Consider the following 25817-nt stretch of genomic DNA (forward strand, 5'->3'; position numbering starts at 1 on the left):
GCGTCCCGCTCCCGCCCGCCGCGGGAGTGGACGTCGCCGCGGGCGCCCGGCGAAGATGTGAGGGTGACGTCCCACCGTTCCACACCCGACGGACAGCGCCTGCGCACCCTGGTCGCGCTGCGCCGCGTCCGCGACCGGATGGACCGGGAGTACGCGCAGCCGCTCGACGTCGAGGCTCTCGCCCGCGGCGTCCACATGTCGGCCGGCCACCTCAGCCGCGCATTCCGGGCCGCCTACGGTGAGTCGCCCTACGGCTATCTGATGACACGGCGCATCGAGCGCGCGATGGCCCTGCTGCGCCGCGGCGACCTCAGCGTCACCGAGGTCTGCTTCGAGGTCGGCTGCTCGTCCCTGGGCACCTTCAGCACCCGCTTCACGGAGCTGGTCGGGATGTCGCCGAGCGCCTACCGGCGTCAGGAGACCGGCGCCGTGGCCGGCATCCCGTCCTGTGTGGCCAAGCAGGTGACGCGGCCCATGCGGAACCGGGAGGCTCCGTTCTCCCTGGCCGCCGCCGTCAACGGGACGGCACCGGCGGGCGCCCGCGCCACCACGTGACGGAGGGCCGGGGGCGCCCTCCCCGGCGCGGCGCCCCCGGCCCTCCTCCCTCGCGGAACGGCCCTACGGCAGGGCCTTGTCGAAGTACTTGTCGTCGTCGGAGTCGTACACCAGCCCGCCCCCGGCGTCGTAGCCCTTGATGTGCGGAGCCCGCGTGACCTGCTCGTTCAGCACGCCGGACGCGACGAAGCGGCCGTCGTTCACGGTGGCCTCCGCACGGTCGTCGCCGTAGGAGACCGTCACCCGGGCCACCGACGGCTTGGCCGTGCCGATCACCGCCCAGCGGAACGGCAGCCTCCAGCGGCCGTGGTCCAGGACCGACTGCTGGAAGAGCCGGTTGCTGTTGGGGTTCACCAGCACCGCCCCCTCGTCCGCGATGGCGCCGCTGTCGTCGGTGAACGCGGTGATGCCCTGCGTCACCCCGTCCCGGAGCCGGCAGATCAGCGAGGACCGCTCCTGGTCGTCGGCCTGCGCGACCACGTACACGCCGTCGCCCGGCGCGTCGGAGTCGCCGGTGCTGCGCATCGCCAGCACGATCGCGTACGCGTCCGGCGGGGCCAGACCCGGCCCGCCGGGCCGGTCGCGGGTGAACTCCGAGTCCAGGCAGTGTTCCAGCCCGTCCCTGGCCTGGTCGTAGGTGATCCCGTCGAACAGCGCCGCCCCCGCGCGGTCGGGCTCCGCGCTCGGCGTCGGGGACGCCTCCCGCGAGGCCGGGGCCGAGGCCGACGGCGTCGGAGCCGCCGCCGTGCTGCCCTGCGCGCTCCCGGCCCCCAGTCCGTACACCGCGGCCGGCACCGCCGCCAGCGTCGCCAGGGCCGCCCCCGCCACCGCCACCCGGCGCCGCCGTTCGAGCGCACCCCGCCGCCGGATCTGCGGATAGGGGGCCGCGGACGGCCGGATCGTGTACGCGTCCTCGGCGAGCAGTTCCCTCAGTTCCTCCTCGAAGTCCCGCTCGTCGTGCGCCGCCTGCCGCTTCTCGTCGTCGTTCACCGGTTGCCTCCCTGACCGGACGGGGTCCTCCGGGCGAGCCCCGGATACGTACGCAACTTCGCCAGCCCTTTGGACGCCTGGCTCTTGACCGTCCCCACGGAGCAGCCGAGCAGATCGGCGACCTCCGTCTCGGACAGGTCCTCCCAGTACCGCATGACCACCACCGCCCGCTGTCTGGGCGGCAGTTGGGCCAGGGCGCCGAGCAGCGCACCGCGCTCGTCGACCCCCGCGTAGCCCTCGTCGCGTCCCGCGCGTTCCGGCGGGGCGTCGGTCAGCGACTCCGGGACCCGCCGCTTGCGGAACCGGTCGCTGTTGCAGCTGACCAGCATCCGCCGGACGTACGCCTCCGGGTTGTCGGCGCGCGACACCCGCCGCCATGAGCGGTACGCCTTCGCCAGAGCCGTCTGGGTCAGGTCCTCCGCGTGGTGCGTGTCCCCGGTGAGGAGATACGCGGTCCGTACGAGGTGCGACCATCGCGCTCTGACGAATTCCTGGAACTGGGCCTCTGGTTCGGCCTGCATCAAGCACCCTCCCTCGCCCCACAGACCACCACCGCGCCGGAATCGGTTGCCCGGCGCGCGGCGCCCGGTTCGAATGGGACGGTGGAGACCGAGAAGCAGTGGCACGAGAGCGACCCCGGGGTCCTGAGACTGCCGTCCGGGCGGCTCGTGCGCGGGCGCGCCCTGCGCCGCCCCCTCGACCCGGCGGCACCCCCGCCCACCTACGGCGTCTATCTGCTGGGCCGCCGGCCGCCCGAGGCCGGCTGGGAGACCCACTGGATCCGCTGGCCCGACTTCCGCCTCCCCGCCGACCGGGCCGCCGCCCGCGCGGCGCTCGCGGCGGCCTGGGAACGGGCCCCCGAGGAGCGGGTCGAGATCGCCTGCGGCGGCGGACGCGGCCGTACGGGGACGGCGCTGGCGTGTCTCGCGGTGCTGGACGGCGTACCGGCCGGGGAGGCCGTGGACTTCGTGCGGCGGCACTACGACCGGCACGCCGTGGAGACGCCGTGGCAGCGGCGTTACGTGCGGGCGTTCAGGTGAGCGTGTCCGCCACCAGCCGTGTCGCCTCGGCGATCAGCGGATGGTCGTACTCCGCGTCCCGCTCGGGCCGGGTCGTCATGACCGCGAGGACGAGCGGGACGCCCGCCTCCGTCCAGGCGACTCCGGCGTCGTTGTTCGCGGCGTAGAAGCCGCCGCCGGTCTTGTCGGCGACCGTCCACGGCGGCGGCAGGGCCGCGCGGAAGCGGTTGACGCTGGTGGTGTTGTGCAGCAGCCAGTGCGTCAGCCGGGCCCGGTCGCGGACGTCGAGGGCGTCACCGAGGACCAGCCGGGCGTAGCCGCGGCCGATGGCGCGCGGGCTGGTGGTGTCGGTGACCCGCCACGGCTCCGCCGAGTTCAGCTCGGTCTCCCAGCGGTCGAGCCGGGTCACCCGGTCGCCGATGGAGCGGGCGAAACGGGTCACCGCCGCGGGGCCGCCGATCTGACGCAGCAGCAGGTTGCCGGCCGTGTTGTCGCTGAACCGGATCGCCGCGTCCGCGAGTTCGGCGACGGTCATGCCGGTCTCCAGGTGCGCCCGGGTGACGTCGGAGTTGTCCACCAGGTCGGCCTCGGTGTAGTGGATCCGCCGGGCCAGCACCTCGCCGTCCCGGTCCAGGTCGCGCAGCACGGCCGCGACGGCGAGCGGCTTGAACAGCGAGCACACCGGGAAGCGTTCGTCGGCGCGGTGGGCCACGGTCCGGCCGGTGGCCACGTTGTGGGCGTACACGCCCAGCCGGGCGCCGTGGCCGCGCTCCAGCTCGCGCAGCCGGGCCCGGACGTCACCGCCGGTCGTGGCGTGGGCGGGCCCGGCGGCCAGGGCGGCGGCCGCGGTGCCCGCCGTGAGGAGCAGGGCGCGGCGGCTCAGGGGGGAGGGTGTGGGGGAGGGAATCGCGCTCTCCTTCGTTCGAGGGACTTCGACGATCTGTCCATGACCGACGCCACCGGTCATCCCTTGGTTGCGGAGCCGTGGACCATCGGCCGACGGCGGGACGCGTCCGTCCTCGCCACAGTGGCCGTATGGAGAACACCGACGGGATCAGCAGGGCACGTTTCCTGGCCGGGACGGCGGCCGTCGCGGCGGCTCTCGCGGCGCCACCCGCGGGGCGCGCGGAGGCAGCCGGGCGGCGCACCCGGCGCACGGGCCTCAGGCACCGGGGCGTCGTCTACACGGTCGGCGCGGGCGAGACGCCCGGCACCGCCTGGAGCGTCACCCGGATGCGCGCGGACGTCCGGGTGATCCGTGACGTGCTGCACGCCGACACCCTCGACGTCACCGGCGACGGGGTGGACCGCCTCACCGCCACGGCCGCCGAGGCCGCCGAACGGGGACTGCACGTCTGGCTCCAGCCGACCTTCGCAGACATCCCGGCCCGGGACATCCTGGAGACCGTCGCCGAGTGCGGCCGGTTCGCCGAACGGCTGCGCCGGCAGGGCGCGAGCGTCGACTTCAGCGTGGGCTGCGAGTTCTGGCTGTTCGTCCCCGGCATCGTCCCCGGCGCGACGGTCCTGGAGCGCGTCGCCAACCTCCGGAACGGCGGTGTCGACATGGCGGCGATGCGGCGCCGGCTGGCCGCCTTCACCGCGCGGGCGGCCGCGACCGGCCGGTCCGTGTTCCACGGCCGCCTCGGCTACGCCGCCGCGCAGGACGAGGAGTTCGAGCCCGTCGACTGGGGCCTGTTCGACGTGGTCGGCATCGACTACTACTCCTGGTTCCCCCGGCGCCCGGAGTACGTCCGCGACCTGCGCCGGTATCTGCGCTGGGGAAAGCCCCTGGCCATCACCGAGTTCGGCACCTGCGCGTTCGTCGGCGCCCCCCGGACGGCCGGCATGGGCTGGGACATCGTCGACCGCACCAAGGAGCCGAACGAGATCAAGGGCGACGTCGTGCGCAGCGAGCGCACCCAGGCGGCCTGTCTGACCGACCTGGTGGACGTCTTCGAGTCGATGGGCCTGTACGCGGCGATGGCCTTCGAGTTCGTCACCCCGGACGCCCCGCACCGCCCGGACGACCCCCGCCACGACCTGGACCTGGCCAGTTACGCCATCACCAAGCCCCTCAGGGACCGCCCGGACGACCCCGCGTCCCCCTGGCACTGGGAGCCCAAGGAGGCGTTCCACGCCCTGGCCGCCCGGTACGGCGCCTGCCGCGAGACGGCCTAGCCCGGTCCCATCCGCAGGACCATGATGAGCCGGTCCTCGCCGGGCCCCAGGTAGCTCCGGTGCACGCGCCCGTCGGTGGAGAAGCCGAGGGTGCGGTACAGCGTGATGGCCGCCGCGTTCGTCGGCTCCACGGTCAGCCGCACCTCGTGCACCCGCTCCCGGCGCAGCTGCCGCAGCACCTCCAGCATCAGCCGTTTGCCCAGGCCCCGGCCGCGCTGGTCGGCGCTGACGGCGAGGCTCAGGACCCAGCACACATAGCCGTCCGAGGTGGTCACGAACAGCACATAGCCGTGCAGGCACTCGCCGTCGTCCAGGACGAGGATGCGGTCCCCGTGGACGTCGATGTGCTGCCGGAGCACGAAGTACGGGTACGGCTCCTCGGGGAAGACCTCCCGGTCCACCCGCAGGAGCTCGGGCAGATCGGCCTCGGTGACGCCCCGCATGGTCAGGGGCCGGTCGGCTCGGTCGGCGAAGAACGCCCGGTCGGTGTGGTGTCCCGAGAAAGGGAAACGTTCCTCCGGTAGCGCCATCAGCCGCCCCCTGTGTGATGGAATGCCGTCACTCGTACAGGTGAGTACCCGTTGCCCGCCGTTTCGGGAGCCCACCGAGGTCCGCCCCATCTTGAGCAGCGCCCTTCCCACTGGACAAGACCGCACTGTGCCTATGCCCCAACGCGCTCCCGATGCGCCTCCTTTTGGTACCGTTGGTGGAATGACCCAGAGATCGTCGGGGGGCGTCCAGGTGATGAATGCCGATGTGCCATGGGACGCGGCATTCGACTCGATCGCCTACCTTGATCACAATTACCGCGCCTTACAGGCGGAGGACGCGGAGATCCTGCACATCATCCGGGACCATTTCGGCGACCATTTCCGGAAGCAGGGCGTCGGACCGGTCAGCGGGATCGACGTGGGGGCGGGGGTGAACCTGTACCCGGCCCTGGCCATGCTGCCCTGGTGCGACGAGATCACCCTCTTCGAGCGCTCGGCGTCCAACGTGGACTACCTGACGAGCCAGATCGACGGCTACGACGACAACTGGGACACGTTCTGGTCCGCCCTCTGCCGCAAGGACTGCTACCGCTCCCTGGACATGGACCCGCGTGAGCGCTTCCGCAAGGTCGTCCGGGTCGAGCAGGGCGACATCTTCGACCTGTGGCGGCACGAGGGGCGCTGGTCCGTGGGCACCATGTTCTTCGTCGCCGAGTCGATGACCGCCGCCCACGAGGAGTTCCGGCTCGGCGTCGAGAGATTCATGCGCGCCCTGGCTCCGGGCGCCCCCTTCGCCACGGCCTTCATGGAGCATTCGACGGGGTATCACGCCGGTGAGCATTTCTTCCCGGCGTGTGACGTGGGAGAATCCGAGGTGCGCGCGAGCCTCGAGGCATTCGCGGGTGACTTCAAGGTCCAACGACTCGAATCCGCGGCAGCCGTACGCGACGGATATTCGGGGATGATCGTGGCCTACGGCTGGCGCGCGAATTCGGATTCGGCCATTCCGGTCGGCTGATCGACGAGGCTTCACAACAGCACAGCGGTATTCCTGAAGTGAAGGCAGTGCGGCCTGTGTGAGGGGCATGGGATGCAGATCAAGCCACGCCAGCATCTGCTGGACATCTGGCAGGCGATTGCCCGCCACTCTTTCGACGGGGGGGAGTGGCAATGGGGCGAATGGGGCAAGGAGAGCAGCGTCGCCGACGCCGAGCGGCTGCTCTGCCTGCTCTATCCCGCCACCGAGATCCCCGCCTTCCGGCTCGACGACCCCGACACCACCCAGGAGGACGTCCAGCAGGTCCTGAAGAAGGCCGGAGGACGCCTGGACATCCCGGCCAACCTCGTGACCGCGGCGGCCGACTTCATGCGGACGCACACCGGTGAGGACAAGAGGCCCACGTTCGCGGGCGGTTACTACTTCGGCTCCCAGGACAAGGCGAAGGAACTCACCGAGGAACAGCGCCGGCTGGACGTGGTCGACTCCTACTCCATGTCGATCACCCTGTGCCTCGCCCTGCTCGGTTTCCTCAAGGTCTACGAGACCAGGACCCGGCGCAGCGACATCAGGGAGACCATCGCCGAACTGCGCTCCGCCACCAGCAACCGCCTCACCGCCGCCATGGTGAGCCTGCTGCGCTCCTTCGTCGTCAACGTCTTCGACACCGACTCCTCCCAGGGCCGCACCCTCACCGAACTCCTAGGTCAGCAGCGGCTGTCGCAGCGCCAGGTGCTGAGCCAGTTCCAGAACCGCTTCCGCCCGCTGCGCGCGGCGATCAACGAGAGCGTGTTCCTCGGCATCGACGTCCAGGAAGGGCTCAAGGACGAGAACCAGCTCTTCGAGTGCGGCTGGGCCTGGACCATGGTCAAGGACGCCCCCGAGGTCGAGACCACCGAACCCATCGGCCCGCAGCCCGAGGGCGTCGCCAACCCGGTGCCGTACCTGTACTTCACCGTGGTCGCCCTCGACGGCATCCAGGACCTGTTCTCCGACCGCACCCTCACCCTCGGCCTGCTCAACACCGAACAGCAGAGACTCGCCGAGTCGCTGCGCCTGCGGTGGGAGCTGACCCAGCAGTACTGGTCCGGCATCGCCCGCTTCGACACCGACCGCTGGCCCCTGGAGGACATCCCCTGGCGCACGACGGGACAGAAGCTGGAGTCCGAGTACTTCTCCCTCTCCGTCGCCGCCATCCTCGTGCACGACCTGATGCGCCGCCGGGCCACCGACGACGACTTGACCCGCACCGTCGGCGTCATGGAGCGCCTCGCCGAGCGCGGCCGCATCACCAGCCGCATGGTCCGCGACGACCCGGTCGTCCACGAGCTGCACAACGTCGGCGTCGCCCTGCCGCTGCAGGGCAGCGAACGCCTCGGCCCGCCCATGACCTGGGCCATGACCGACTTCTCCGCGCAGCTGCTCAAGCGGACCGTCCAGCTGTGCACCCTCTCGCGCAACCTGGCCTCCCACGACCGGCTGCTCCGCCTCGCCGAGGACGTCTTCGGCCACATGTGGCGCCGGCGCATCCGCGACGGCGAGGGCATCGGCCTGTGGGACAACATCCACGCCGCCTACCCGGAGGCGGAGATCCACCAGCGGCGCGTACCGGTGTCCTGGAGCATCACCGAGCGGGTCACCGAGGTCATGGTGCAGGCCAACGTCATGTACCGGCAGCCCCCGATCCGCAGCAACGACCTGACCGAACTGGCCCGGGCGCTGCTCAGCGAGGCCGCCCACCTGCTGGGCAACGAGCAGATGGAGCCCGCCCCCGCCGACGCCGGCCGGCACGGCATGCAGCTGCGCAACATCGAGGTGAAGCTGCGCCGCGCCCGCAGCCTCGTCGAGGAACAGCCCGGCACCGCCTACGCCCTCACCCTCGACGTCCTCGGACAGCTCGACTCGCTCGCCCGCGCCCGCGAGGCCGCGGACCGGGGAGTGTGACACGTGCTGATCTTCTCCGCCTCCGACAAGGGAGGCACCGGCCGCTCGGTGACGAGCGCCAACCTGGCCTACCACCGGGCCCTGGCCGGTGACGACGTCTGCTACCTGGACTTCGACTTCGGCTCGCCGACCGCGGCGGCCGTCTTCGACGTGGCCGACGCCCGCCAGGCCACCGAGGACCACGGTCTGCACGCCTACCTGATAGGAGAGGTCGGCGAACCCGCCCGGATCGACGTCTGGGCCGAGACCGAGCACCAGGTGCTGCGCTTCCCGCCGCCCGGCTGCGGCCGGCTGGTGCTGATGCCCGGTGACGTCAGCGGCGGCGAGTTCGCCACCAGCGAGGACAATCTGCACCGCTGCGTCGACCTCCTGATGAACCTCTCCTACGAGTTCGACCTGGTCATCGTGGACCTCAGCGCCGGCCGCTCCTACGCGGTCGACATGGTCCTGGAGGCCACCGCCCAGCCCGAGATGAGGGAGGTCGCCGCCCGCTGGCTGGTCTTCCACCGCTGGACCCGCCAGCACGTGGCGGCCGCCGCCAGCCTGGTCTTCGGCAAGCGCGGCATCCTCGCCGGCGGCGTGGACCGCGGACACGGCGAGGAGGCACTGCGCAACGCCATCCGCTTCGTCCGGGCCGCCGTACCCGACCCCGAGTCGCCGCTGTGGTCGCAGGTCTCGCCCACCCAGTCGGCGTGGATGCGCAAGACCGACGGCGACCTCAAGCAGCTCGCCTCCACCCAGGGCATCGGCTACAGCATGGTCCTCGGGTCCGTGCCGCTCGAACCGGTCCTGCAGTGGCGGGAGCAGCTCATCACCGACGAGGACGTGCTCGACAGCCAGATCGCCAACCAGGAGACCTGGCAGGCGCTCAGCCGCCTCGCCGAACGCCTGACCGACGACAAGTACTGGGAGCCGGCATGAGCGAAGCCGTCTTCCAGGAGACCACCGCTCAGCCGCGCACCCAGTCCGTGCCGCTGGCCCATCTCTCCCTGGAACTGGGCCACCTCTACATGGAGGACTACGAGGCCGGGCCCAAGCGGCTGGGCGAGCACTTCGCGGAGGTCCGTGTCTGGGCGGACGCCGTACGGGCCTCCGCGGCCCGGCGCGGCAGGCGCCCGCGCATCAGCACCTGCTTCCTGATCGACGACTACTTCAGCCGCTTCTCCACACCGGCCGAACTCGTCCCCATGGTGCTCAAGGAGGCCGAGAAGGCGGGCCTGGTCATCGACTACCTGGCCCGCGAGTCGGCCTGCGCGGTCGCCGACCGGGTCGAGCTCGCCGAGTCCGTCATGCACCGCCTGGTCGAGTCGCCGCCGCCCGGCAGCCACGGCTCCCGCCCGCCCGTCAGCCGCACCGGCTGGCTGGCCAACGGCGAACGCAGCCCTTCGGCGTCCCGCAGCGCCCTCGGCGAGGTCAAGGGCTGGCAGCCGCCGCGGGAGACGGCTGCCCGCAACCACTCCATCTTCATGGACGTCGAGCTGTGGTCGGAGGAGGACGGCCGGCGTCTGTGGTCCTGCCCCTTCCTGGCCGCCGTGTGGCAGCTCGCCCGGCTCGGCCTGCTGCGGCACCTGGGCGACCCGGTCCTCGTGCCCACCGAGTGGCGGGGCGCGGACTTCCCGCAGGAGTGGGACCGGCTGCCGCCGGTGGTCAAACTCAGCGACACCAACGCGGCGTTCAGCGCCTACCGCACGTGCAGCCTGATGCCGAACCGCTTCGTCGCCGTGGAGGACGCCGTCCGGCTCGTCCTCGACCAGATAGACGTCGACGCGGGGGCGCTGCGGCAGGTCGCCGAGCGGTCCGCCGCCGAGGGGATGCCGGTGCCCGCGGCGGTCGCCCAGCGCGCCACCTACGTCTTCTACGAGGAGCCCGGCGACTCCTCCGAGGCCGGGGGGACCTGAGATGACGGCGGCCCCGGCCCACCCGGCGCGTTCGGTCCTCGCCTGCGGCGAGGTGCGCACCTGTCTGCTGCCGTCGCTCCAGCCGCTCGACATCCGGGCCGCCGCCCAACTGCTCCGGCTCCGCGCCGACGAACCCGTACGGCTCTCAGAGCGGCCCTCCATGCATGCGCTGTCCCCCGAGGTGCTGACCGGCGTGGACTGCCGGCTGCCCGCCTCCAACGGCAGCAAGGTCCGGGGCGTCGGCACGGTCGCCGCCCGCGCCGCGCTGACCGAGGGGCGGCTCCTGCAGGCGACCGCCTGGTTCGGCGTGCCGGCCACCGGTCCCGACCTGCGCCGGCCCTGGGGCCAGTACCTGGTGCGGCCGGGCCTCGTCGAACCGTTCGGCAAGCTGCCCGAGCAGGCCACCGCGGACGGGGTGCTGCGCGGCGCCGGACGCGGCGAGCTCGACCTCGGGGTGATCGCCGAGGGACTGCTGGCCCGGCTGCGGCGGCACGCGCTGCTCGACCGCCGGGTGCCGTTCAAGTCCAGCCCCACCCGGCTGCGGTGGGTGGCCCGGCGGGAACCGGCGGGGGAGCGGGCCTCCCTGACGAGCTTCACCCTCGCCGAGGGCGGACTGCGCACGATGGAACTGCGGATCCCGGCCGACGTCCCGGCCGCCTCCGCCGCCGGTCTGTGCGAGGATCTCGCCCTGCACGACTGGCTTTTGACGACCGTTCAGCACATGCTGGACAACAGCAGGCTCGGAGCGGCGGGCGGCCCGTCGGTGATCGAGACCCTGCAACCGGTCGTCGTCCACCTGCTGCATCTGTGGATGCCGCGGGCCCACGTGGACCCCGCGCTGGCCCACCTGTGGGACGTACTGGAAGAGCGGCCGGGGTTCTCCCGTCAGTGGGAGAACCTGAGCCGGCGCATCAGGGACCGACTCGCCCTGCAGGCCGTGGCGGCGCCGCGGCAGGCGCTCAGCGACGCGCGCTGAGGGGTATCACCGCAGTACAACCGGAACCGACGGGGGATGACAGATGAGCACGACGTCATTAGGGAACGGGAACGGCGGCAGGAACCAGCCGCAGCCGCAGAACGCGGGCCGGCACAAGGTGCTGCTGAGAGTGCTGGTCGCGGGCGTGGCGGGCGCCGTGACCTTCCTCCTGAGCGGTCTGCTGAACCAGGAGGACGACAACCTGTGGGAGTGGACGATGTCCATCTCCCTCGGCTGCACGGTGCTGATCGTGCAGTACCTGGTCGACTTCGGCGAGCGGTTCGAGAAGGTCGACCAGGGCTTCGCCGAGATCCTCTCCGCGACGGAGCTGTTCAGCCAGGTCGACGGCTCGGTGCTGCGCTCCGAGGAGGTGACCCGGCTCGTCCTCGGCTACACCCGGGTCCGGGAGCGCGGGGGCGACATCATGCAGGCCTTCGCCGAGAAGGAACTCGGGCGCCTCGCCCGGATGATGGAGGGTCTGGGCAGCGGCACCGCGGACTGCCCCGGCGAGAACCACGAGTGGCTGATCGACCTCACCGACTGCACGAAGATGACCCTGGACGCCACCAGCACCTCGGTGGACCGGGAGTTCTGGTACAGCGGGCCGGCCGAGCGGTATCTCGCGGCGCAGGAGAAGGCGATCCGGAGGCGGGGCGTCGAGATCCGCCGCCTGTTCATCGTCAGGACCGAGGACGAGGTCACCCCGGAGCTGCGGGCGCTGTGCGACGACCACCGCAGGCGGGGCATCGACGCGCGGATCGCGGTGCGGTCGCTGATGGAGTCCAACCCGAGGGTGAGCGACTTCATCGTCTTCGACGGCGAACTCTGCCACGAGACCAAGCCGGACCAGGAGAACAACCCGGACAGCACCCTGCTGAGCGCCGACCCGGACCACATCGAGGACCACGTCACGCAGTTCACGGACCTGTGGGCCGAGGCGGAGCGCCAGCAGACGCCGCGGGTCACCTCAGAGACGTGAGGAACCCCGCCCAGGCGTGAGCGGGGAACAGCAGCACGGGACCGTCCGAGGCGAGTTTGGAGTCCCGGACGGGAACGGTCCCGGGGACTCCGTCGGCCACCTCGACGCAGTTGCCTCCGTCGCCGTTGCTGTAACTGCTCCTGTGCCAGCGAGCGCCGCTCAGCTCGTCCGTGTGCATCGTCTGAAGTCCTCAGCTGCCGACTCGACCAGGGCCAGGGACGCGTCCGGAGACAGCGCGGCTCCCCTGAGCAGATCGTAGGCGCGGCTCGCACGCTTCACCACCGCCGGGTCGTCCAGGACGCTGCCCGAAAAGGACGTCTCCGTATAGGCAGTTGGCGGTGCGTCGTCGAACTCCATCAGGCGCAGCGAGCCGTTGTTCGCGGCCGCCCCCGCCGCGAAGGGCAGCACCTGGAGCAGCACCTTGCGGCTGCGCGCGGCCGCCGCCAGGTGCGCCAGCGCCTGCGCCGCGACCTCCGGGCCGCCGACCGGCACGCGCAGCACCGTCTCGTGCACGATCGCGCAGTACTCCGGCCGTGTGGCGTCCTCCAGGATCGCGGACCGCTCGGCGCGCGCCGCGACCCGCTCCTCGATGAGATCGTCGGTCGCGAACGGCTGCGTCGCCACGACGAGCGCTCTCGTGTACGCCCGTGTCTGGAGGAGCCCCGGGACGACGGACGGCTCCCAGTCGCAGATCCTCGTCGCCAGCCTCTCCAGCTCCGCCGTCCTCGCGAAGTAATCCGCGTACCGGCGGTCCCTGATGAGCTTCTGCCAGAGGCGCTCGAAAATACCGTCGGTTTGCAGGGTGTCGTCAATCCTCTGAGCGATATCCAGCTGAGGCTTTCGAATCGCCTGTTCGAACTGGCCGATGTATCCGCCCGACACGAAAACCCGCGCCCCCAGTTCCGACTGCGTAATACCGGCGTTCTCCCGGCGCCTCTTCAGCTCCGCGCCGAAGAACTCCCACGCCGCCTGACGTGAAGCGTTGGCCATGGCAACCCCCCTGCCCTGCGACGCCCTTGTAGTGCGCAGACTCCCACCGAGTGTAGGCGCCACGGGTCACTATGGACCGGGGATGCGTGAAATCCGAATTCGAGGGGAGCAAAGTGAGGGAACGGCACTCGGCGCACTGCGTCGAAGAAGCGGAGGAAGTGGTGAAGGAATTGCGGGCCGCGCTGGAGAAGGCAGGAATTGCGCTCCCGACACTCCGGATCGATCCGGCGAGTCTCGCGCGTGAGGCGCCGTGCCCGCTCGTCGAATTGGGCCGCTGCACGGTGGACACCGCACGGCGACTCGCGGCGGTGCTGCGGTGAAGCCGTCCATCGGGTCGTATGTCTATGACACTCTTTCGGGTCGCATCGGCGTCGTGATGGGCCACGAGGGCCCGTACGTGCAGCTCCGGCCGCACGGCGGCGGCAAGGAGTGGGACGTCGCCCCGGCGTCGGTGCGCCCCGCGACCCCGTCCGAGCGGCTGCGCGCGGCGACGGCGTACGCGAACGCCCGCAGCAGGGGCGAGGTGCCCTGAGGGGGCGCCTCCGACACCCAGCGCCACCGCCCCGGCACCGTCCGCGCCGGCGGGGCGGTACGTGACCCCGGCCGCACCCGCCGGTCACCCGCGTACGCGACAATGAGGGCATGAGTCTGTTCCGCGACGACGGCATCGTGCTGCGCACCCAGAAGCTGGGTGAGGCGGACCGGATCATCACCCTGCTCACGCGCGGGCACGGGCGGGTGCGGGCCGTGGCGCGCGGGGTGCGGCGCACCAAGTCGAAGTTCGGGGCCCGGCTCGAACCGTTCTCCCACGTCGACGTGCAGTTCTTCGCGCGGGGGAGCGAGCTGATCGGACGCGGGCTGCCGCTGTGCACACAGAGCGAGACCATCGTTCCCTACGGCGGCGGCATCGTCACGGACTACGCCCGCTACACCGCGGGGACGGCCATGCTGGAGACCGCCGAGCGGTTCACCGACCACGAGGGCGAGCCGGCCGTCCAGCAGTACCTGCTCCTGGTCGGGGCGCTGCGCACCCTCGCCCGCGGCGAGCACGAACCGCACCTCGTGCTCGACGCCTTCCTGCTGCGCTCCCTCGCCGTCAACGGGTACGCCCCGAGCTTCGGGGACTGTGCCAAATGCGGCATGCCGGGACCGAACCGCTTCTTCTCGGTGGCCTCGGGGGGCTCGGTCTGCGTCGACTGCCGGGTGCCCGGTAGCGTCGTACCGTCGCCGCAGACCCTGGACCTGCTGGGCGCGCTGCTCACCGGTGACTGGGAGACCGCGGACGCCTGTGAGCCGCGGTACGTCCGGGAGGGCAGCGGACTGGTGTCCGCCTATCTGCACTGGCACCTGGAGCGCGGGCTGCGCTCGCTCCGGTACGTCGAGAAGTAGAAGAAGCCAAAGGGAGACGAGAAACACATGGCCGTGAGTGGGTTCCTGGGGCGCCGGCGCCGCGAGTACAGGACGCCGGAGCCGCACCCGTCCGGTGCCCGCCCGCCCAAGCTGCCGGGCGAGCTGGTCCCGGGCCATGTGGCGATCGTCATGGACGGCAACGGCCGCTGGGCCAAGGAGCGGGGCCTGCCGCGCACCGAGGGCCACAAGGTGGGCGCGGAGCGGGTGCTGGACGTCCTCCAGGGCGCGATCGAGATGGGCGTCGGCGCGATCTCGCTGTACGCCTTCTCCACCGAGAACTGGAAGCGCTCGCCCGACGAGGTGCGCTTCCTGATGAACTTCAACCGGGACTTCATCCGCAGGACCCGCGACCAGCTCGACGAGCTGGGCGTGCGGGTGCGGTGGGTCGGCCGGATGCCCAAGCTGTGGAAGTCGGTCGCCAGGGAGCTGGAGATCTCCCAGGAGCAGACCAAGGACAACGACAGGCTGACCCTGTACTTCTGCATGAACTACGGCGGGCGGGCGGAGATCGCGGACGCCGCGCAGGCGCTGGCCGAGGACGTGCGGGCCGGGCGGCTCGACCCGTCCAAGGTCACCGAGAAGACCTTCGCGAAGTACCTGTACTACCCGGACATGCCGGACGTGGACCTGTTCCTGCGGCCCAGCGGCGAGCAGCGCACCTCCAACTACCTGCTGTGGCAGAGCGCCTACGCCGAGATGGTGTTCCAGGACGTGCTGTGGCCGGACTTCGACCGGCGTGACCTGTGGCGTGCCTGCCTGGAGTTCGCCTCGCGCGACCGCCGCTTCGGCGGCGCCATCCCGAACGAGGAGCTGCTGGCCATGGAGGGCCGCTCCGAGGAGGAGTGACGCCCCGCGCACGGGAACGGCCCCGCCCCACCGAGGTGGGACGGGGCCGTTCGCGGTTCCGTGGACCCTTAGTGGTCGTTGAGGAACGTGTAGTCCTTGCACTCGCCGTCGGGCGCCCGGCAGAACTTGAAGCCGATGCGGGTGTTCTCCGGCAGGTCGAAACTGCCGCCCATGCTGGCCTTGCGGGTGGCGGTGTTGCCCTCGCCGCCGACGGTGAACGAGTAGCGCGGGTTGCCGCTCGGGCTGCCGATGTACACGTTCATCGTGACACCGCGGCCGTCGGCGTCGTTGTCCTTGATCGTGACAACGTCACCGTACTCGTTGAAGAAGCCGGTGCCGCTCCAGTCGACACCCGGCACGTCCCCCCAGGCATCCCCCGTGTGCATGGTGTGGTCCGCGGCCACCGCCGAGTTGGCGACGGCCAGCACCATGGCGGCGCTCGCGGCGGTCACACCAGCGATACGTCCCAGTCTCAAGTTGTACTCCCCTGTTTCCTGTGTGACTCCTGTGGTCGCAGAAGCCATCGTGATCATACAAACACAAGATCAGGGCAGGCCAACGGTTTTGTGATCCAGCCAACTCGGCCGGGACGACTCAGGAGTTGACGGGAAGTCAGCAGCTGGCGGCCGCGCAGTCGGCGCAGGTGCCGAAGATCTCCACCGTGTGCGCCACGTTCACATAGCCGTGCTCGGCGGCGATGGCGTCCGCCCACTTCTCCACGGCCGGACCCTCGACCTCGACGGCCTTGCCGCAGACCCGGCAGACGAGGTGGTGATGGTGCTCGCCCGTGGAGCAGCGGCGGTAGACGGACTCGCCCTCGGAGGTGCGCAGGACGTCGACCTCGCCGGCCTCGGCGAGGGACTGCAGGGTGCGGTAGACGGTGGTGAGCCCGACCGAGTCGCCCTTGTGCTTGAGCATGTCGTGCAGGTCCTGGGCGCTGCGGAACTCGTCGACCTCGTCGAGGGCCGCCGCCACGGCGGCGCGCTGCCTGGTGGCCCGGCCCTTCACGGGCGGTCCTGCCGTCGTCACCGTTGCCTCCTCACGTCTGCGCCTTGCCCGCGCCATTGTGCCAGCCTGACCTGTGCCCGGTCAGACGCCGACCTTGCCCGCGGCGTCCCCGCTGTCCGGAACCGCACACTCCACAGGGTCCCCGGCCGGCTGCGCCGCCGCCAGGGCCCGAGCGCGTCGCCGGGCCAGCGGGGTCGCCAGCGCGGTCAGCACGATGAACGCGCCGATGGTCAGCAGCACGATGGTCGCGCCGGGCGGGACGTCCTGGTAGTACGAGGTGACCGTGCCGCCGATGGTCACCGTCACACCGATCGCCACGGCGATCGCGAACGTCGCCGCGAAACTGCGGGACAGCTGCTGGGCCGCCGCCACCGGCACCACCATCAGCGCGCTCACCAGCAGCAGTCCGACCACCCGCATCGCGACCGTCACCGTCACGGCCGCCGTGACCGCCGTCAGCAGGTTCAGCGCACGCACCGGAAGGCCCGTGACCCGCGCGAACTCCTCGTCCTGGCTGACCGCGAACAACTGGCGGCGCAGCAGCAGCGTGATGAGGACCACGAACGCCGCGAGGACGCAGATGGCCGTCACATCGGACTCGGACACCGTGGACAGCGACCCGAAGAGGAACGACAGCAGGTTGGCGTTGGCCCCGCCCGGCGCGAGGTTGATCAGCATGACGCCGCCGGCCATGCCGCCGTAGAAGAGCATCGCCAGGGCGATGTCGCCGCGCGTCCGGCCGTACCAGCGGATCAGCTCCATGAGCACCGCGCCGAGCACCGACACCAGCGTGGCCGTCCACACCGGCGACCAGGACAGCAGGAAGCCGAGGCCGACGCCGGTCATGGCGACGTGGCCGATGCCGTCGCCCATCAGCGCCTGTCGGCGCTGCACGAGGTAGATGCCGATCGCCGGCGCGGTGATGCCCACGAGGATCGCGGCGAGCAGCGCCCGCTGCATGAAGTCGTAGTTCAGGAATTCCATCAGCTCAGCAGTCCCGTCCGGATCGGTTCGGCGTCGTGAGCCGCGTGCGGGTGTACGTGGTCGTGGCCGGGCAGCGCGTGCTGGCCGACCGCCTTCGGAGGCGGGCCGTCGTGCAGCACACAGCCGTCGCGCAGCACGACCGCCCGGTCGATCAAGGGCTCCAGCGGGCCCAGTTCGTGCAGCACGAGCAGGACCGTGGCACCGGCCGCGACCTGCTCGCGCAGGGTGTGCGCGAGGACCTCCTGGCTGGCCAGGTCGACGCCCGCCATCGGCTCGTCCATGATCAGCAGCTCCGGTTCGGCGGCCAGGGCGCGGGCGATGAGCACCCGCTGGTGCTGGCCGCCCGACAGGGCGTCGACCGAGTCCTTGGCACGGTCCGCCATGCCGACGAGCTCCAGCGCGTGCCGGACGGCCGCGCGGTCGGCCTTGCGGAAGAGCCCGAAGCGGGTGCGCGAGAGCCGGCCCGAGGAGACGATCTCGCCGACCGTGGCGGGCACGCCGCCCGCGGCCGTCGTGCGCTGCGGGACGTAGCCCACCCGCGCCCAGTCGCGGAACCGGGCCCGCGCGGTGCCGAACAGCTCGATCTCACCGGCGCTGACCGGCACCTGGCCGATGACACTGCGCACGGCCGTCGACTTGCCGGAGCCGTTGGCGCCGAGCAGGGCGACGACCTCGCCGCGGCGCACGCTGAGGTCGATGCCGCGCAGGACCGGGCGCGAGCCCAGCTCGGCGCGGACGCCGCGCAGCGAAATGACGGGCTCGCTCATGCCGTCCTCCAGAGAGTGGGTCATCGGGCGCCCAGCGCCTTCTTCAGGGCTGTGAGGTTGGCCTCCATGACCGCGAAGTAGTCGTCGCCCCGGGACGTGCCCGTGATGCCTTCGAGCGGGTCCAGGACGTCCGTCCTCAGGCCCGCGTCGCGGGCGAGGGTCTTCGCGGTCTTGCCGGACACCAGGGTCTCGTAGAACACGGTGGTCACCCCGTCCGCCCGGGCCTCGGTCCGCAGCTCCCTGATCCGGGCCGGGCTCGGCTCGCTCTCCGGGTCGACCCCGGAGATGGCCTCCTGGGTCAGGCCGTAGCGCTCGGCGAAGTAGCCGAAGGAGGCGTGGTTGGTGAAGAAGACCTTGGTCTTCGTGTTCTTGAGCCCGTCGCGGAACTCGGTGTCCAGCGCGTGCAGCCGGTCGACCAGCGCGTCGGTGTTCTTCCGGTAGTCGGCCGCGTGGTCCGGGTCCGCCTTCGCGAAGGCGGACCCGACGCCCTCGGCGATCTCCGCGTACCTCACGGGGTCGAGCCAGACGTGCGGGTCGAGGCCGTGCGACTCCTCCTCGGAGTGCTCCTCGCCGCCGTGGTCGTGCTCGGCGCCGCCGTGGTCCTCCAGCTTCGTGAGGTCCGCGGCGTCGATCTTCGTCTTCAGGCCCGCCTGGTCGATGGCCTCGTCGACGGACGGCTGGAGTCCCCTGAGGAACAGCGCCGCGTCGGACTCGTCCAGCTGGGCCCGCTGGCGGAGGCTGAGCTCCAGCTCGTGCGGCTCCTGGCCGGGTTCGGTGAGGGTGGTGACGTGCACATGGTCCCCGCCGATCCGCTCGGCGAGGAACTGCATCGGATAGAACGACGCGACGACATCGAAGTCGCCGCCGGCGGCGGCGCTGTCCGTCGAGCAGGCGGACAGGGTGCCGAGCCCGAGGGCGGCGACGGCCGCGAGGGCGACCCGGGGTATGTGAGATCGTCGTACGTTCATGACAGTCATTTTCAACTGTACTGGAAACCATTGTCAACAAGCGTGTTGGAGCGTCCACGGAGCGCTACCGATTTGATTGGAGGGGAGCCCCCGCCGGTACCCTGAAGCATTCGCTGTAGAAGCGCCTCGCTTCGTCGCCCATCGTCGTAATGAAGAGAGCACCGTGGCCGCCGACAAGATCGACACCATCGTCAGCCTGAGCAAGCGCCGTGGCTTCGTATTCCCGAGTAGTGAGATCTACGGCGGCACGAAGGCCGCCTGGGACTACGGACCGCTGGGTGTCGAGCTCAAGGAGAACCTCAAGCGCCAGTGGTGGCGTTACATGGTGACGTCGCGCGAGGACGTCGTCGGTATCGACTCGTCCGTGATCCTCGCCCCCGAGGTGTGGGTCGCCTCCGGTCACGTCGCCACCTTCACGGACCCGCTGACCGAGTGCACCTCCTGCCACAAGCGGTTCCGCGCGGACCACCTGGAGGAGGCGTACGAGGCCAAGAAGGGTCACCTCCCCGAGCACGGCCTCGCCGACATCAACTGCCCGAACTGCGGCAACAAGGGCCAGTTCACCGAGCCCAAGCAGTTCTCGGGTCTGCTGTCGACGCACCTCGGCCCGACCCAGGACTCCGGTTCCGTCGCCTACCTGCGCCCCGAGACCGCCCAGGGCATCTTCACCAACTTCGCCCAGGTGCAGACCACCTCGCGCCGCAAGCCGCCGTTCGGCATCGCCCAGATGGGCAAGTCCTTCCGCAACGAGATCACGCCCGGCAACTTCATCTTCCGCACCCGCGAGTTCGAGCAGATGGAGATGGAGTTCTTCGTCAAGCCGGGCGAGGACGAGAAGTGGCAGGAGTACTGGATGGAGCAGCGCTGGAACTGGTACACCGGTCTCGGCCTGCGCGAGGAGAACATGCGGTGGTACGACCACCCGAAGGAGAAGCTCTCCCACTACTCCAAGCGCACCGCTGACATCGAGTACCGCTTCCAGTTCGGCGGCAACGAGTGGGGCGAGCTGGAGGGTGTCGCCAACCGCACCGACTACGACCTCTCCGCCCACGCCAAGGCCTCCGGCCAGGACCTCTCCTACTTCGACCAGGAGGCCGGCGAGCGCTGGACGCCGTACGTCATCGAGCCGGCGGCCGGTGTCGGCCGCGCGATGCTGGCGTTCCTGCTCGACGCCTACGTCGAGGACGAGGCGCCCAACGCCAAGGGCAAGATGGAGAAGCGGACCGTGCTGCGGCTCGACCCGCGCCTCGCGCCGGTGAAGGTGGCCGTGCTGCCGCTCTCCCGCAACGCCGACCTGTCCCCGAAGGCCAAGGGCCTCGCCCAGGCGCTGCGCCAGAACTGGAACATCGAGTTCGACGACGCCGGCGCCATCGGCCGCCGCTACCGCCGCCAGGACGAGATCGGCACGCCGTTCTGCGTCACCGTCGACTTCGACACGCTGGAGGACAACGCGGTCACCGTCCGTGAGCGCGACTCCATGAAGCAGGAGCGCGTCTCCCTCGACCAGATCGAGGGCTACCTGGCGAGCCGCCTGATCGGCGCCTGACCGCCCGGACACCGTCACACGGGGTCCCCACCGTCCTCTCCGAGGGGCGGCGGGGACCCCGCGTCGTCTCCACCGGCCCCCGGCCGCCCCCACCGACGGCGTCCGAGAGAATCTGCGGCATGGCCATCATCCACCGCACCACCCTCACGCCCACGAAACTGGAACTGCTCGCCGCCTGGCTGCCCTCGCGCCCCTGGTACGCCGGTGCCGGTGCGCCCCGGCCCGAGAAGGCCGGCGGCTTCCGGCTGGACGACCCGCAGGGCGAGGTCGGCATCGAGTTCATGGTGATCACCGACGCATCGGCCCCGGGGACGGCCGGCTACCTCGTCCCGATGACCTACCGCGGCGCCCCCCTCGACGGGGCCGGGCACGCCCTCATCGGGACCACGGAGCACGGGGTCCTGGGCCGGCGCTGGGTGTACGACGGCTGCCACGACCCGGTGCTGGTCGCCGAGTTGCTCGCCCTGATCGACGGGCGGGCCGAGGCGCAGGCGCAGAGCGTCTCCGACGCCGTCGACCGGGACGTCACCCGCTCCCGCACCGGCCCCGCCCTCACGGGGGAGCAGCCCGGCCTCCCGGTCGCCGAGGACTCCGCGCACGGCACCCGCGTCGCCACGGCCGACGGCTCGCTCCTGCTGCACCGCGTGCTGAGCCCGGCCCCCCAGGGCGCCCCGCCGCTGCCCGACGGAGCCCTCGGGCACGTCGGCGGCGTCTGGAGCCTGCCGGACGGCACCCGCGCCCACGGCCTCTTCGTCACCCTGCACCCCGGAACCGGCCGGGACTGACCGCCGTATGGGGACGCCCCTGGCCGGCGCGCGCCTCTCCGACGGGGAGATCACCCTGTCCCCGCTCGGGCCGGACGACGCGCCGGCCCATCTCGCCGGCGAGGACGAGCAGTTGATCCGCTGGCTCAGCGGCGGCCCCGGCACCCCCGAGGGTGTCGCGGCCTATCTGCGGCACTGCGCCGGACAGTGGGCGGGCTCCGGCTCCCTGCGGGCCTTCGGCATCCGCGTGGACGGCGGCCGGACGCTCGCGGGGACGATCGACCTGCGCTTCGCGGCGGAGGGCCTCACCCGGGGGCAGGTCAACGTCGCGTACGGCCTCTACCCGGCCTGGCGCGGGCGGGGCCTCGCGACCCGGGCCGTCCTGCTGGTCTGCCGGTACGCGGCCGCCGCGGGCGCCCGGGCGGCCGTCATCCAGGTCGAGCCGGGCAACGCGGCGTCCGTCGCCGTGGCCCGCCGGGCGGGGTTCACGCCCGGCGGGCAGCGGTTCGCGGACGACGGGACCCTGTTCGACCGGTACGTCAGGGAGCTGGGGAGTCCGTGATCAACGGCCTTGCAGAGCCTTGACGCTGTCGCCGAAGGTCCAGTTCTTCGAGCCGTCCCAGTTGAGCGACCAGGTCATCAGGCCCTTGAGGGCGCCGCCGTAGTGCCGCCAGGCCTCGCCGACCCGGGACGGCGACATGTGGCCGCCGCCCGCGCCGGGCTGCGCGGGCAGGCCCGGCACCTGCTTGCCGTAGGGGACCCTGATGGTGGTGCCCTGCACTACAAGGCCCTTGTCGAGGCAGTCGGTCTGGGCGACGAAGCCCTCGACGGTGCCGGCCTGGTAGGAGTCTCCGGAGCAGCCGTACATGCTGCCGTTGTAGTACTGCATGTTCAGCCACCACAGGCGTCCGTTGTCGGCGTACTTCTTGATGATCGGCAGGTAGGCGCCCCAGATCGAGCCGTAGACGACGCTGCCGCCCGTGACGTACGCCGTCTCCGGGGCCATCGTCAGGCCGAAGCCGGACGGCATCCGCGCCAGGATGCCGTCGATGACGCGGACGAGGTTGGCCTGCGACGCCGACAGCTGCCCGATGTTCCCGCTGCCGGTCAGGCCCGTCTCGATGTCGATGTCGATGCCGTCGAAGTTGTACCGCTTCAGGATCGGGACGATCGTGTCGACGAACCGGTCCGCCACCGCCGTCGAATTGAGGTCGATGCCGGCGGTGGCGCCGCCGATCGACATCAGGATCGTGGCGCCGGCCGCCTTCGCCGCGCACATCTCCGCGGGGGTGGCGACCTTCACCCCGCTGTCCATGCCGTCCTCCCACAGCGCCGTGCCGTCGGAGCGGATGACCGGGAACGCCGCGTTGATCACGTTGTAGCCGTGCTGCCCGATACGGGAGTCGGTGATCGGGGTCCAGCCGAACGGCGGGTGGACGCCGTTGGCGGCACCGTCCCAGTTCTCCCAGTAGCCCTGGAGCACCTTGCCGGCCGGTTTCGGCTTCACGGCACAGGTGTCGGCGGCGGACGCGGGGGCGGCGACGGGGAGCTGGGCGAGAGCGGCCGTCGTCAGCGCGACGGCGAGCACGCGCAGGGCGCGGCGGAGCATACGGGCCTCCCGGTGGGGGGTGCGGTGAGGTGTCGTAGGCATGACATTGCTCGTGGTCCAGACCTTTCGTTAAGAGGTCTGGACCAGTGTTCCGAGTGGACGGGCCCGGACGGTGAACAGCGAATGACAGATGACGGATGACAGATATTGAAATCTGTCATCCGTTGCGGCATGGTGGAGGACATGACGATGCCAACCCGACCCCTCGGAACCACCGGCCCCCAGGTCTCCGCCCTCGGCCTCGGCTGCATGGGCATGTCGGCGCTCTACGGCGACGCGGACCGGGCCGAGTCGATCGCCACGATCCACGCCGCCCTGGACGCGGGCGTGACCCTGCTCGACACCGGCGACTTCTACGGCATGGGCCACAACGAACTCCTGATCGGTGAGGCCCTGCGCACGGCGCCCGCAGAACTGCGCTCGAAGGCGCAGGTGAGCGTGAAGTTCGGCGCGCTGCGCGGCCCCGACGGCGAATGGAGCGGCTACGACGGCCGGCCCGCCGCCGTGAAGAACTTCGCCGCCTACTCCCTGCAGCGCCTCGGCGTCGATCACATCGACGTCTACCGGATCGCCCGGCGCGACCCCGACGTGCCCATCGAGGAGACGGTGGGCGCCATCGCCGAACTGATCGAGAAGGGTCACGTCCGGCACGTCGGCCTCAGCGAGGTCGGCGCCGAGACGATCCGCCGCGCCGCCGCCACCGCGCCCGTCACCGACCTGCAGATCGAGTACTCCCTGATCTCCCGCGGCATCGAGGAGGCGATCCTGCCCACCACACGCGAGCTGGGCATCTCCATCACCGCCTACGGTGTGCTCTCCCGCGGACTGATCTCCGGGCACTTCACCCGCGACCGGCAGCTCGCCGCGCACGACTTCCGGGCCCACTCGCCCCGCTTCCAGGGCGACAACCTCCAGCACAACCTGGACCTCGTCGACGCGCTGCGGAGGATCGCCGAGCGCAAGGGCGTCTCCGTCGCCCAGATCGCCATCGCCTGGGTGCTGTCCCGGGGTGAGGACATCGTGCCCCTCGTCGGCGCCCGCACCCGCGAGCGGCTCGGCGAGTCCCTGGGCGCCCTCGACGCCACGCTGGACGAGGCGGACCTGACGGCGATCGAGGAGGCGGTGCCCGCGGGCGCCGCGGCCGGCGACCGCTACCCGGCCCCGCAGATGGCCCACCTGGGGACCGAGTAGTGCCCGCGGCGCCACCCGACACGCCGGGTACCGTCTAGGGCATGCCACCGACGTCTCCGACCCTGACCGCCGAGCGCATCCTCGAAGCGACCGAGGAGGTGCTGCGCCGCCACGGCCCGGCCAAGGCCACCGTGGTCGACGTGGCCCGCGCGCTCGGCGTCAGCCATGGCAGCGTCTACCGGCACTTCCGCACCAAGGCGGCGCTGCGGGAGGCCGTGACCAAACGCTGGCTGGACCGGACGACGCGGCTCCTGGCGGACATCGCCGGCGCACCCGGCCTCGACGCGGAGACCCGGCTGCGGGAATGGCTCGCGGCGCTGTTCGCCGCCAAGCGCCGCAAGGCGTTCGACGACCCGGAGCTGTTCGCCACGTACTCGGTGCTGACCACCGAGACCGCCGAGACGGTCGTGAGCGAGCACATCGCCGACCTCATCGGCCAGCTCACCGCGATCGTCCGGGACGGCGTCGCGTCCGGCGCCCTCACCGTCGCGGACCCGGCCGTCGCGGCCCGCGCCCTCTTCCGGGCGACCGACCGCTTCCACGACCCGCACTACGCCCGGGAGTGGGAACAGCCCGGTGTGCAGGACGACTTCGACGCCCTGGTGGACCTGCTGATCCGGGGAGTACGGGCCCGCGTCTGAGCCGTCACCCGGCGCCGGACGTCTCCGTCGTCCGCCCCAGGTAGGTGACCGGACCGGCGTCCGGCACCGGTATCTCGTGGAAGCCCAGCCGGTCGTAGAAGGCCCGCGCGGGGGTGTTGGCGGTGACCATGCACAGATGGACGGCCGGGACGCCGCGCTCCCGCAGGGCCCCGAACAGGGTGTGCATCAGCGTCCGGCCGTATCCCCGGCCCTGCCAGCCGGGCAGCAGGTCGATGTGCAGATGGGCCGGATAGGCGGCCACCTCCGGCACCAGCATGCGCTCCGGGGTGTGCAGCAGACGGGCGATCTCCTCGTCCGGCGTGCGGGGTTCGGCCGGATCCGGGTAGCGGCCGGCGATCCGCGGCAGCCACGTGGTCCGGTAGTCCCGCACGAACCGCGCGGTGTCCGCCGTCCCCACGACATAGCCGACGGCCTGCCCCCGGCCGTCGTCCACCACGAACGCCAACTCCGGCTCCAGGACGACGTACGGCAGCGCGAAGGCCGCCGGGAAGACGCCGGGGTCCTCGTAATGCGGCCGGCTGTCCCCGCCCAGATGCGCCGTGCGCACACAGATGTCCTCGACCGCCTCGCGGTCACCGGGCTCGTACAGGCGGACATGACTCGTCATTCGCGCTGCGTCTCCGTCGGGTCCACGGTGGCCTGGTGGGCCTCCGCCAGGTGCTCCTCGGCCTTCAGCCACGGCAGGAACTGCGCCGCCCTGCGCCACCCGCAGGTCTCGCATCTCAGCGTGCGCTGCGGCCCCTTGCGCACGACCCGCACGACATGCACCCGCCCGTGCTGGTCCCAGCGGCTCACCTTGCTCGTGTTGATCTCCAGCATGACGCCTCCAGCGTCCGGGGACAACGGCCCGTGGGGTGGGGCCGCGCAGCAAGGAGTGTGCAGTAACGCCCGGGACGGGCGATACCCCTCCGGGTCAGTCACGGCGGATCGACTCGGGGCCGGCGCGCCGCCCCGCCAGGGAAGCGTGCCGGCGACGAGGCCACGAACTCGGGGTGGCGGACGCCGGGACGGCACCTTGGGGCAGTGCGCCGGGCGGGACCGGCAG

Annotated in this window: 32 protein-coding genes; 18 read left to right on the plus strand and 14 right to left on the minus strand. The window is 71.3% G+C overall.

Annotation, left to right across the window (positions count from 1 at the left end; all coding sequences use genetic code 11):
- Positions 1 to 138 precede the first annotated feature (138 nt).
- Positions 139 to 555 carry a helix-turn-helix transcriptional regulator gene (locus ABZ899_RS02205; RefSeq protein WP_361339554.1) on the plus strand — a complete coding sequence of 139 codons (417 nt, stop codon included), beginning with the start codon at positions 139 to 141 and terminating at the stop codon, positions 553 to 555.
- 63 nt (positions 556 to 618) lie between these two features.
- Here the strand turns inward: ABZ899_RS02205 and ABZ899_RS02210 are convergent, their stop codons facing one another.
- The gene (locus ABZ899_RS02210; protein WP_361339422.1) at positions 619 to 1545 is read right to left on the minus strand and encodes a hypothetical protein; all 927 of its coding nucleotides are present in this window, start codon (positions 1543 to 1545) and stop codon (positions 619 to 621) included.
- Entirely contained in the window at positions 1542 to 2066 is a 525-nt protein-coding gene (locus tag ABZ899_RS02215; RefSeq protein WP_361339425.1) for a SigE family RNA polymerase sigma factor, read from the minus strand. The genes ABZ899_RS02210 and ABZ899_RS02215 overlap by 4 nt, the downstream gene beginning before the upstream one ends.
- 81 nt (positions 2067 to 2147) lie before the next feature.
- Here ABZ899_RS02215 and ABZ899_RS02220 point away from each other — a divergent pair, with 81 nt between their 5' ends.
- Positions 2148 to 2585 carry a protein-tyrosine phosphatase family protein gene (locus tag ABZ899_RS02220; RefSeq protein ID WP_361339428.1) on the plus strand — a complete coding sequence of 146 codons (438 nt, stop codon included), beginning with the start codon at positions 2148 to 2150 and terminating at the stop codon, positions 2583 to 2585.
- On the opposite strand, the gene bla is transcribed toward ABZ899_RS02220, so the two are convergent.
- Positions 2578 to 3531, minus strand: coding sequence for a class A beta-lactamase (bla, locus tag ABZ899_RS02225; RefSeq protein ID WP_361339430.1), 954 nt, complete (start codon positions 3529 to 3531; stop codon positions 2578 to 2580). The genes ABZ899_RS02220 and bla overlap by 8 nt on opposite strands.
- A gap of 68 nt (positions 3532 to 3599) precedes the next feature.
- Between bla and ABZ899_RS02230 the strand changes: the two genes are divergently transcribed.
- Positions 3600 to 4742, plus strand: a complete 1143-nt coding sequence (locus tag ABZ899_RS02230; protein ID WP_361339433.1) for an abortive phage infection protein — start codon at positions 3600 to 3602, stop codon at positions 4740 to 4742.
- On the opposite strand, the gene ABZ899_RS02235 is transcribed toward ABZ899_RS02230, so the two are convergent.
- Positions 4739 to 5272: an N-acetyltransferase gene (locus ABZ899_RS02235; RefSeq protein WP_361339436.1), complete on the minus strand. Its 534-nt coding sequence runs from the start codon at positions 5270 to 5272 to the stop codon at positions 4739 to 4741. The genes ABZ899_RS02230 and ABZ899_RS02235 overlap by 4 nt on opposite strands.
- A 181-nt stretch (positions 5273 to 5453) precedes the next feature.
- Here ABZ899_RS02235 and ABZ899_RS02240 point away from each other — a divergent pair, with 181 nt between their 5' ends.
- The 6 genes from ABZ899_RS02240 (at position 5454) to ABZ899_RS02265 (ending at position 12027) form a co-directional block, all read left to right on the plus strand.
- Positions 5454 to 6251: an SCO2525 family SAM-dependent methyltransferase gene (locus tag ABZ899_RS02240; RefSeq protein WP_361339439.1), complete on the plus strand. Its 798-nt coding sequence runs from the start codon at positions 5454 to 5456 to the stop codon at positions 6249 to 6251.
- Between the two features lie 72 nt (positions 6252 to 6323).
- A complete protein-coding gene (locus ABZ899_RS02245; RefSeq protein WP_361339442.1) occupies positions 6324 to 8174 on the plus strand; it encodes an SCO2524 family protein in 1851 nt (616 codons plus the stop codon).
- A 3-nt stretch (positions 8175 to 8177) separates the two neighbouring features.
- Positions 8178 to 9095, plus strand: a complete 918-nt coding sequence (locus tag ABZ899_RS02250) for an SCO2523 family variant P-loop protein (protein WP_361339445.1) — start codon at positions 8178 to 8180, stop codon at positions 9093 to 9095.
- The gene (locus tag ABZ899_RS02255; protein ID WP_361339447.1) at positions 9092 to 10072 is read left to right on the plus strand and encodes an SCO2522 family protein; all 981 of its coding nucleotides are present in this window, start codon (positions 9092 to 9094) and stop codon (positions 10070 to 10072) included. The genes ABZ899_RS02250 and ABZ899_RS02255 overlap by 4 nt, the downstream gene beginning before the upstream one ends.
- 1 nt (position 10073) lies before the next feature.
- Positions 10074 to 11048, plus strand: coding sequence for an SCO2521 family protein (locus ABZ899_RS02260; RefSeq protein WP_361339450.1), 975 nt, complete (start codon positions 10074 to 10076; stop codon positions 11046 to 11048).
- Between the two features lie 43 nt (positions 11049 to 11091).
- Positions 11092 to 12027, plus strand: a complete 936-nt coding sequence (locus ABZ899_RS02265) for a DUF6879 family protein (protein WP_361339453.1) — start codon at positions 11092 to 11094, stop codon at positions 12025 to 12027.
- On the opposite strand, the gene ABZ899_RS02270 is transcribed toward ABZ899_RS02265, so the two are convergent.
- Positions 12011 to 12205, minus strand: coding sequence for a DUF397 domain-containing protein (locus tag ABZ899_RS02270; RefSeq protein WP_361339456.1), 195 nt, complete (start codon positions 12203 to 12205; stop codon positions 12011 to 12013). The genes ABZ899_RS02265 and ABZ899_RS02270 overlap by 17 nt on opposite strands.
- On the minus strand, positions 12187 to 13017 hold the full coding sequence (locus tag ABZ899_RS02275) for a helix-turn-helix transcriptional regulator (protein ID WP_361339459.1): 831 nt from the start codon (positions 13015 to 13017) through the stop codon (positions 12187 to 12189). The genes ABZ899_RS02270 and ABZ899_RS02275 overlap by 19 nt, the downstream gene beginning before the upstream one ends.
- A 113-nt stretch (positions 13018 to 13130) precedes the next feature.
- Here ABZ899_RS02275 and ABZ899_RS02280 point away from each other — a divergent pair, with 113 nt between their 5' ends.
- The 4 genes from ABZ899_RS02280 (at position 13131) to ABZ899_RS02295 (ending at position 15273) form a co-directional block, all read left to right on the plus strand.
- Positions 13131 to 13337 carry a hypothetical protein gene (locus ABZ899_RS02280; protein ID WP_361339557.1) on the plus strand — a complete coding sequence of 69 codons (207 nt, stop codon included), beginning with the start codon at positions 13131 to 13133 and terminating at the stop codon, positions 13335 to 13337.
- Positions 13334 to 13549: a hypothetical protein gene (locus ABZ899_RS02285; protein ID WP_361339462.1), complete on the plus strand. Its 216-nt coding sequence runs from the start codon at positions 13334 to 13336 to the stop codon at positions 13547 to 13549. Before ABZ899_RS02280 ends, ABZ899_RS02285 begins: the two co-directional genes overlap by 4 nt.
- A gap of 110 nt (positions 13550 to 13659) precedes the next feature.
- A complete protein-coding gene (gene recO / locus ABZ899_RS02290) occupies positions 13660 to 14406 on the plus strand; it encodes a DNA repair protein RecO (RefSeq protein WP_361339465.1) in 747 nt (248 codons plus the stop codon).
- 27 nt (positions 14407 to 14433) lie between these two features.
- Entirely contained in the window at positions 14434 to 15273 is an 840-nt protein-coding gene (locus ABZ899_RS02295) for an isoprenyl transferase (protein ID WP_361339468.1), read from the plus strand.
- Positions 15274 to 15341: 68 nt separating this feature from the next.
- On the opposite strand, the gene ABZ899_RS02300 is transcribed toward ABZ899_RS02295, so the two are convergent.
- The 5 genes from ABZ899_RS02300 to ABZ899_RS02320 form a co-directional block, all read right to left on the minus strand.
- Positions 15342 to 15749, minus strand: coding sequence for a hypothetical protein (locus ABZ899_RS02300; RefSeq protein WP_361339471.1), 408 nt, complete (start codon positions 15747 to 15749; stop codon positions 15342 to 15344).
- 136 nt (positions 15750 to 15885) lie between these two features.
- Complete coding sequence (locus ABZ899_RS02305; RefSeq protein WP_361339473.1) at positions 15886 to 16302, minus strand: transcriptional repressor; 417 nt, start codon at positions 16300 to 16302, stop codon at positions 15886 to 15888.
- 60 nt (positions 16303 to 16362) lie between these two features.
- Positions 16363 to 17265, minus strand: coding sequence for a metal ABC transporter permease (locus ABZ899_RS02310; protein ID WP_361339476.1), 903 nt, complete (start codon positions 17263 to 17265; stop codon positions 16363 to 16365).
- Positions 17265 to 18056, minus strand: coding sequence for a metal ABC transporter ATP-binding protein (locus tag ABZ899_RS02315; RefSeq protein ID WP_361339479.1), 792 nt, complete (start codon positions 18054 to 18056; stop codon positions 17265 to 17267). Before ABZ899_RS02315 ends, ABZ899_RS02310 begins: the two co-directional genes overlap by 1 nt.
- A complete protein-coding gene (locus ABZ899_RS02320; RefSeq protein ID WP_361339481.1) occupies positions 18053 to 19000 on the minus strand; it encodes a metal ABC transporter substrate-binding protein in 948 nt (315 codons plus the stop codon). The genes ABZ899_RS02315 and ABZ899_RS02320 overlap by 4 nt, the downstream gene beginning before the upstream one ends.
- A gap of 163 nt (positions 19001 to 19163) precedes the next feature.
- Between ABZ899_RS02320 and ABZ899_RS02325 the strand changes: the two genes are divergently transcribed.
- The 3 genes from ABZ899_RS02325 (at position 19164) to ABZ899_RS02335 (ending at position 21872) form a co-directional block, all read left to right on the plus strand.
- Positions 19164 to 20546: a glycine--tRNA ligase gene (locus ABZ899_RS02325; RefSeq protein ID WP_361339484.1), complete on the plus strand. Its 1383-nt coding sequence runs from the start codon at positions 19164 to 19166 to the stop codon at positions 20544 to 20546.
- A gap of 119 nt (positions 20547 to 20665) precedes the next feature.
- Complete coding sequence (locus ABZ899_RS02330) at positions 20666 to 21331, plus strand: 1,4-alpha-glucan branching protein (protein ID WP_361339487.1); 666 nt, start codon at positions 20666 to 20668, stop codon at positions 21329 to 21331.
- 7 nt (positions 21332 to 21338) lie between these two features.
- Positions 21339 to 21872: a GNAT family N-acetyltransferase gene (locus ABZ899_RS02335; RefSeq protein ID WP_361339489.1), complete on the plus strand. Its 534-nt coding sequence runs from the start codon at positions 21339 to 21341 to the stop codon at positions 21870 to 21872.
- Here ABZ899_RS02335 and ABZ899_RS02340 read toward each other — a convergent pair whose 3' ends face one another.
- Positions 21873 to 22919 (minus strand): chitinase, encoded by a 1047-nt coding sequence (locus ABZ899_RS02340; protein ID WP_361339492.1) that lies wholly within the window; start codon positions 22917 to 22919, stop codon positions 21873 to 21875. It abuts the gene before it with no gap.
- Between the two features lie 183 nt (positions 22920 to 23102).
- Here ABZ899_RS02340 and ABZ899_RS02345 point away from each other — a divergent pair, with 183 nt between their 5' ends.
- A complete protein-coding gene (locus ABZ899_RS02345) occupies positions 23103 to 24110 on the plus strand; it encodes an aldo/keto reductase (RefSeq protein WP_361339495.1) in 1008 nt (335 codons plus the stop codon).
- 41 nt (positions 24111 to 24151) lie between these two features.
- Positions 24152 to 24751: a TetR family transcriptional regulator gene (locus ABZ899_RS02350; protein ID WP_361339498.1), complete on the plus strand. Its 600-nt coding sequence runs from the start codon at positions 24152 to 24154 to the stop codon at positions 24749 to 24751.
- A 4-nt stretch (positions 24752 to 24755) separates the two neighbouring features.
- Here the strand turns inward: ABZ899_RS02350 and ABZ899_RS02355 are convergent, their stop codons facing one another.
- Together ABZ899_RS02355 and ABZ899_RS02360 are read right to left on the minus strand one after the other, a co-directional pair.
- Positions 24756 to 25379: a GNAT family N-acetyltransferase gene (locus ABZ899_RS02355; protein WP_361339501.1), complete on the minus strand. Its 624-nt coding sequence runs from the start codon at positions 25377 to 25379 to the stop codon at positions 24756 to 24758.
- Positions 25376 to 25591: a hypothetical protein gene (locus ABZ899_RS02360; protein WP_062669344.1), complete on the minus strand. Its 216-nt coding sequence runs from the start codon at positions 25589 to 25591 to the stop codon at positions 25376 to 25378. Before ABZ899_RS02360 ends, ABZ899_RS02355 begins: the two co-directional genes overlap by 4 nt.
- Positions 25592 to 25817: the final 226 nt, after the last annotated feature.

Source organism: Streptomyces sp. NPDC046859 (assembly GCF_040645135.1).
Classification (GTDB): domain Bacteria; phylum Actinomycetota; class Actinomycetes; order Streptomycetales; family Streptomycetaceae; genus Streptomyces.

Excerpts from the sequence above, each read along its gene's own strand:
- ABZ899_RS02230 (WP_361339433.1), top strand. The coding sequence starts at position 3,600 with ATGGAGAACACCGACGGGATCAGCAGGGCACGTTTCCTGGCCGGGACG.
- ABZ899_RS02330 (WP_361339487.1), top strand. The coding sequence starts at position 20,666 with ATGGCCATCATCCACCGCACCACCCTCACGCCCACGAAACTGGAACTG.
- ABZ899_RS02245 (WP_361339442.1), top strand. The coding sequence starts at position 6,324 with ATGCAGATCAAGCCACGCCAGCATCTGCTGGACATCTGGCAGGCGATT.
- ABZ899_RS02265 (WP_361339453.1), top strand. The coding sequence starts at position 11,092 with ATGAGCACGACGTCATTAGGGAACGGGAACGGCGGCAGGAACCAGCCG.
- ABZ899_RS02335 (WP_361339489.1), top strand. The coding sequence starts at position 21,339 with ATGGGGACGCCCCTGGCCGGCGCGCGCCTCTCCGACGGGGAGATCACC.
- ABZ899_RS02240 (WP_361339439.1), top strand. The coding sequence starts at position 5,454 with ATGACCCAGAGATCGTCGGGGGGCGTCCAGGTGATGAATGCCGATGTG.
- ABZ899_RS02270 (WP_361339456.1), bottom strand. The coding sequence starts at position 12,205 with ATGCACACGGACGAGCTGAGCGGCGCTCGCTGGCACAGGAGCAGTTAC.
- ABZ899_RS02205 (WP_361339554.1), top strand. The coding sequence starts at position 139 with ATGGACCGGGAGTACGCGCAGCCGCTCGACGTCGAGGCTCTCGCCCGC.
- ABZ899_RS02350 (WP_361339498.1), top strand. The coding sequence starts at position 24,152 with ATGCCACCGACGTCTCCGACCCTGACCGCCGAGCGCATCCTCGAAGCG.
- ABZ899_RS02255 (WP_361339447.1), top strand. The coding sequence starts at position 9,092 with ATGAGCGAAGCCGTCTTCCAGGAGACCACCGCTCAGCCGCGCACCCAG.
- ABZ899_RS02275 (WP_361339459.1), bottom strand. The coding sequence starts at position 13,017 with ATGGCCAACGCTTCACGTCAGGCGGCGTGGGAGTTCTTCGGCGCGGAG.
- recO (WP_361339465.1), top strand. The coding sequence starts at position 13,660 with ATGAGTCTGTTCCGCGACGACGGCATCGTGCTGCGCACCCAGAAGCTG.
- ABZ899_RS02310 (WP_361339476.1), bottom strand. The coding sequence starts at position 17,265 with ATGGAATTCCTGAACTACGACTTCATGCAGCGGGCGCTGCTCGCCGCG.
- bla (WP_361339430.1), bottom strand. The coding sequence starts at position 3,531 with ATGACCGGTGGCGTCGGTCATGGACAGATCGTCGAAGTCCCTCGAACG.
- ABZ899_RS02295 (WP_361339468.1), top strand. The coding sequence starts at position 14,434 with ATGGCCGTGAGTGGGTTCCTGGGGCGCCGGCGCCGCGAGTACAGGACG.
- ABZ899_RS02215 (WP_361339425.1), bottom strand. The coding sequence starts at position 2,066 with ATGCAGGCCGAACCAGAGGCCCAGTTCCAGGAATTCGTCAGAGCGCGA.
- ABZ899_RS02315 (WP_361339479.1), bottom strand. The coding sequence starts at position 18,056 with ATGACCCACTCTCTGGAGGACGGCATGAGCGAGCCCGTCATTTCGCTG.
- ABZ899_RS02360 (WP_062669344.1), bottom strand. The coding sequence starts at position 25,591 with ATGCTGGAGATCAACACGAGCAAGGTGAGCCGCTGGGACCAGCACGGG.
- ABZ899_RS02340 (WP_361339492.1), bottom strand. The coding sequence starts at position 22,919 with ATGCTCCGCCGCGCCCTGCGCGTGCTCGCCGTCGCGCTGACGACGGCC.
- ABZ899_RS02235 (WP_361339436.1), bottom strand. The coding sequence starts at position 5,272 with ATGGCGCTACCGGAGGAACGTTTCCCTTTCTCGGGACACCACACCGAC.
- ABZ899_RS02345 (WP_361339495.1), top strand. The coding sequence starts at position 23,103 with ATGACGATGCCAACCCGACCCCTCGGAACCACCGGCCCCCAGGTCTCC.
- ABZ899_RS02260 (WP_361339450.1), top strand. The coding sequence starts at position 10,074 with ATGACGGCGGCCCCGGCCCACCCGGCGCGTTCGGTCCTCGCCTGCGGC.
- ABZ899_RS02320 (WP_361339481.1), bottom strand. The coding sequence starts at position 19,000 with ATGAACGTACGACGATCTCACATACCCCGGGTCGCCCTCGCGGCCGTC.
- ABZ899_RS02355 (WP_361339501.1), bottom strand. The coding sequence starts at position 25,379 with ATGACGAGTCATGTCCGCCTGTACGAGCCCGGTGACCGCGAGGCGGTC.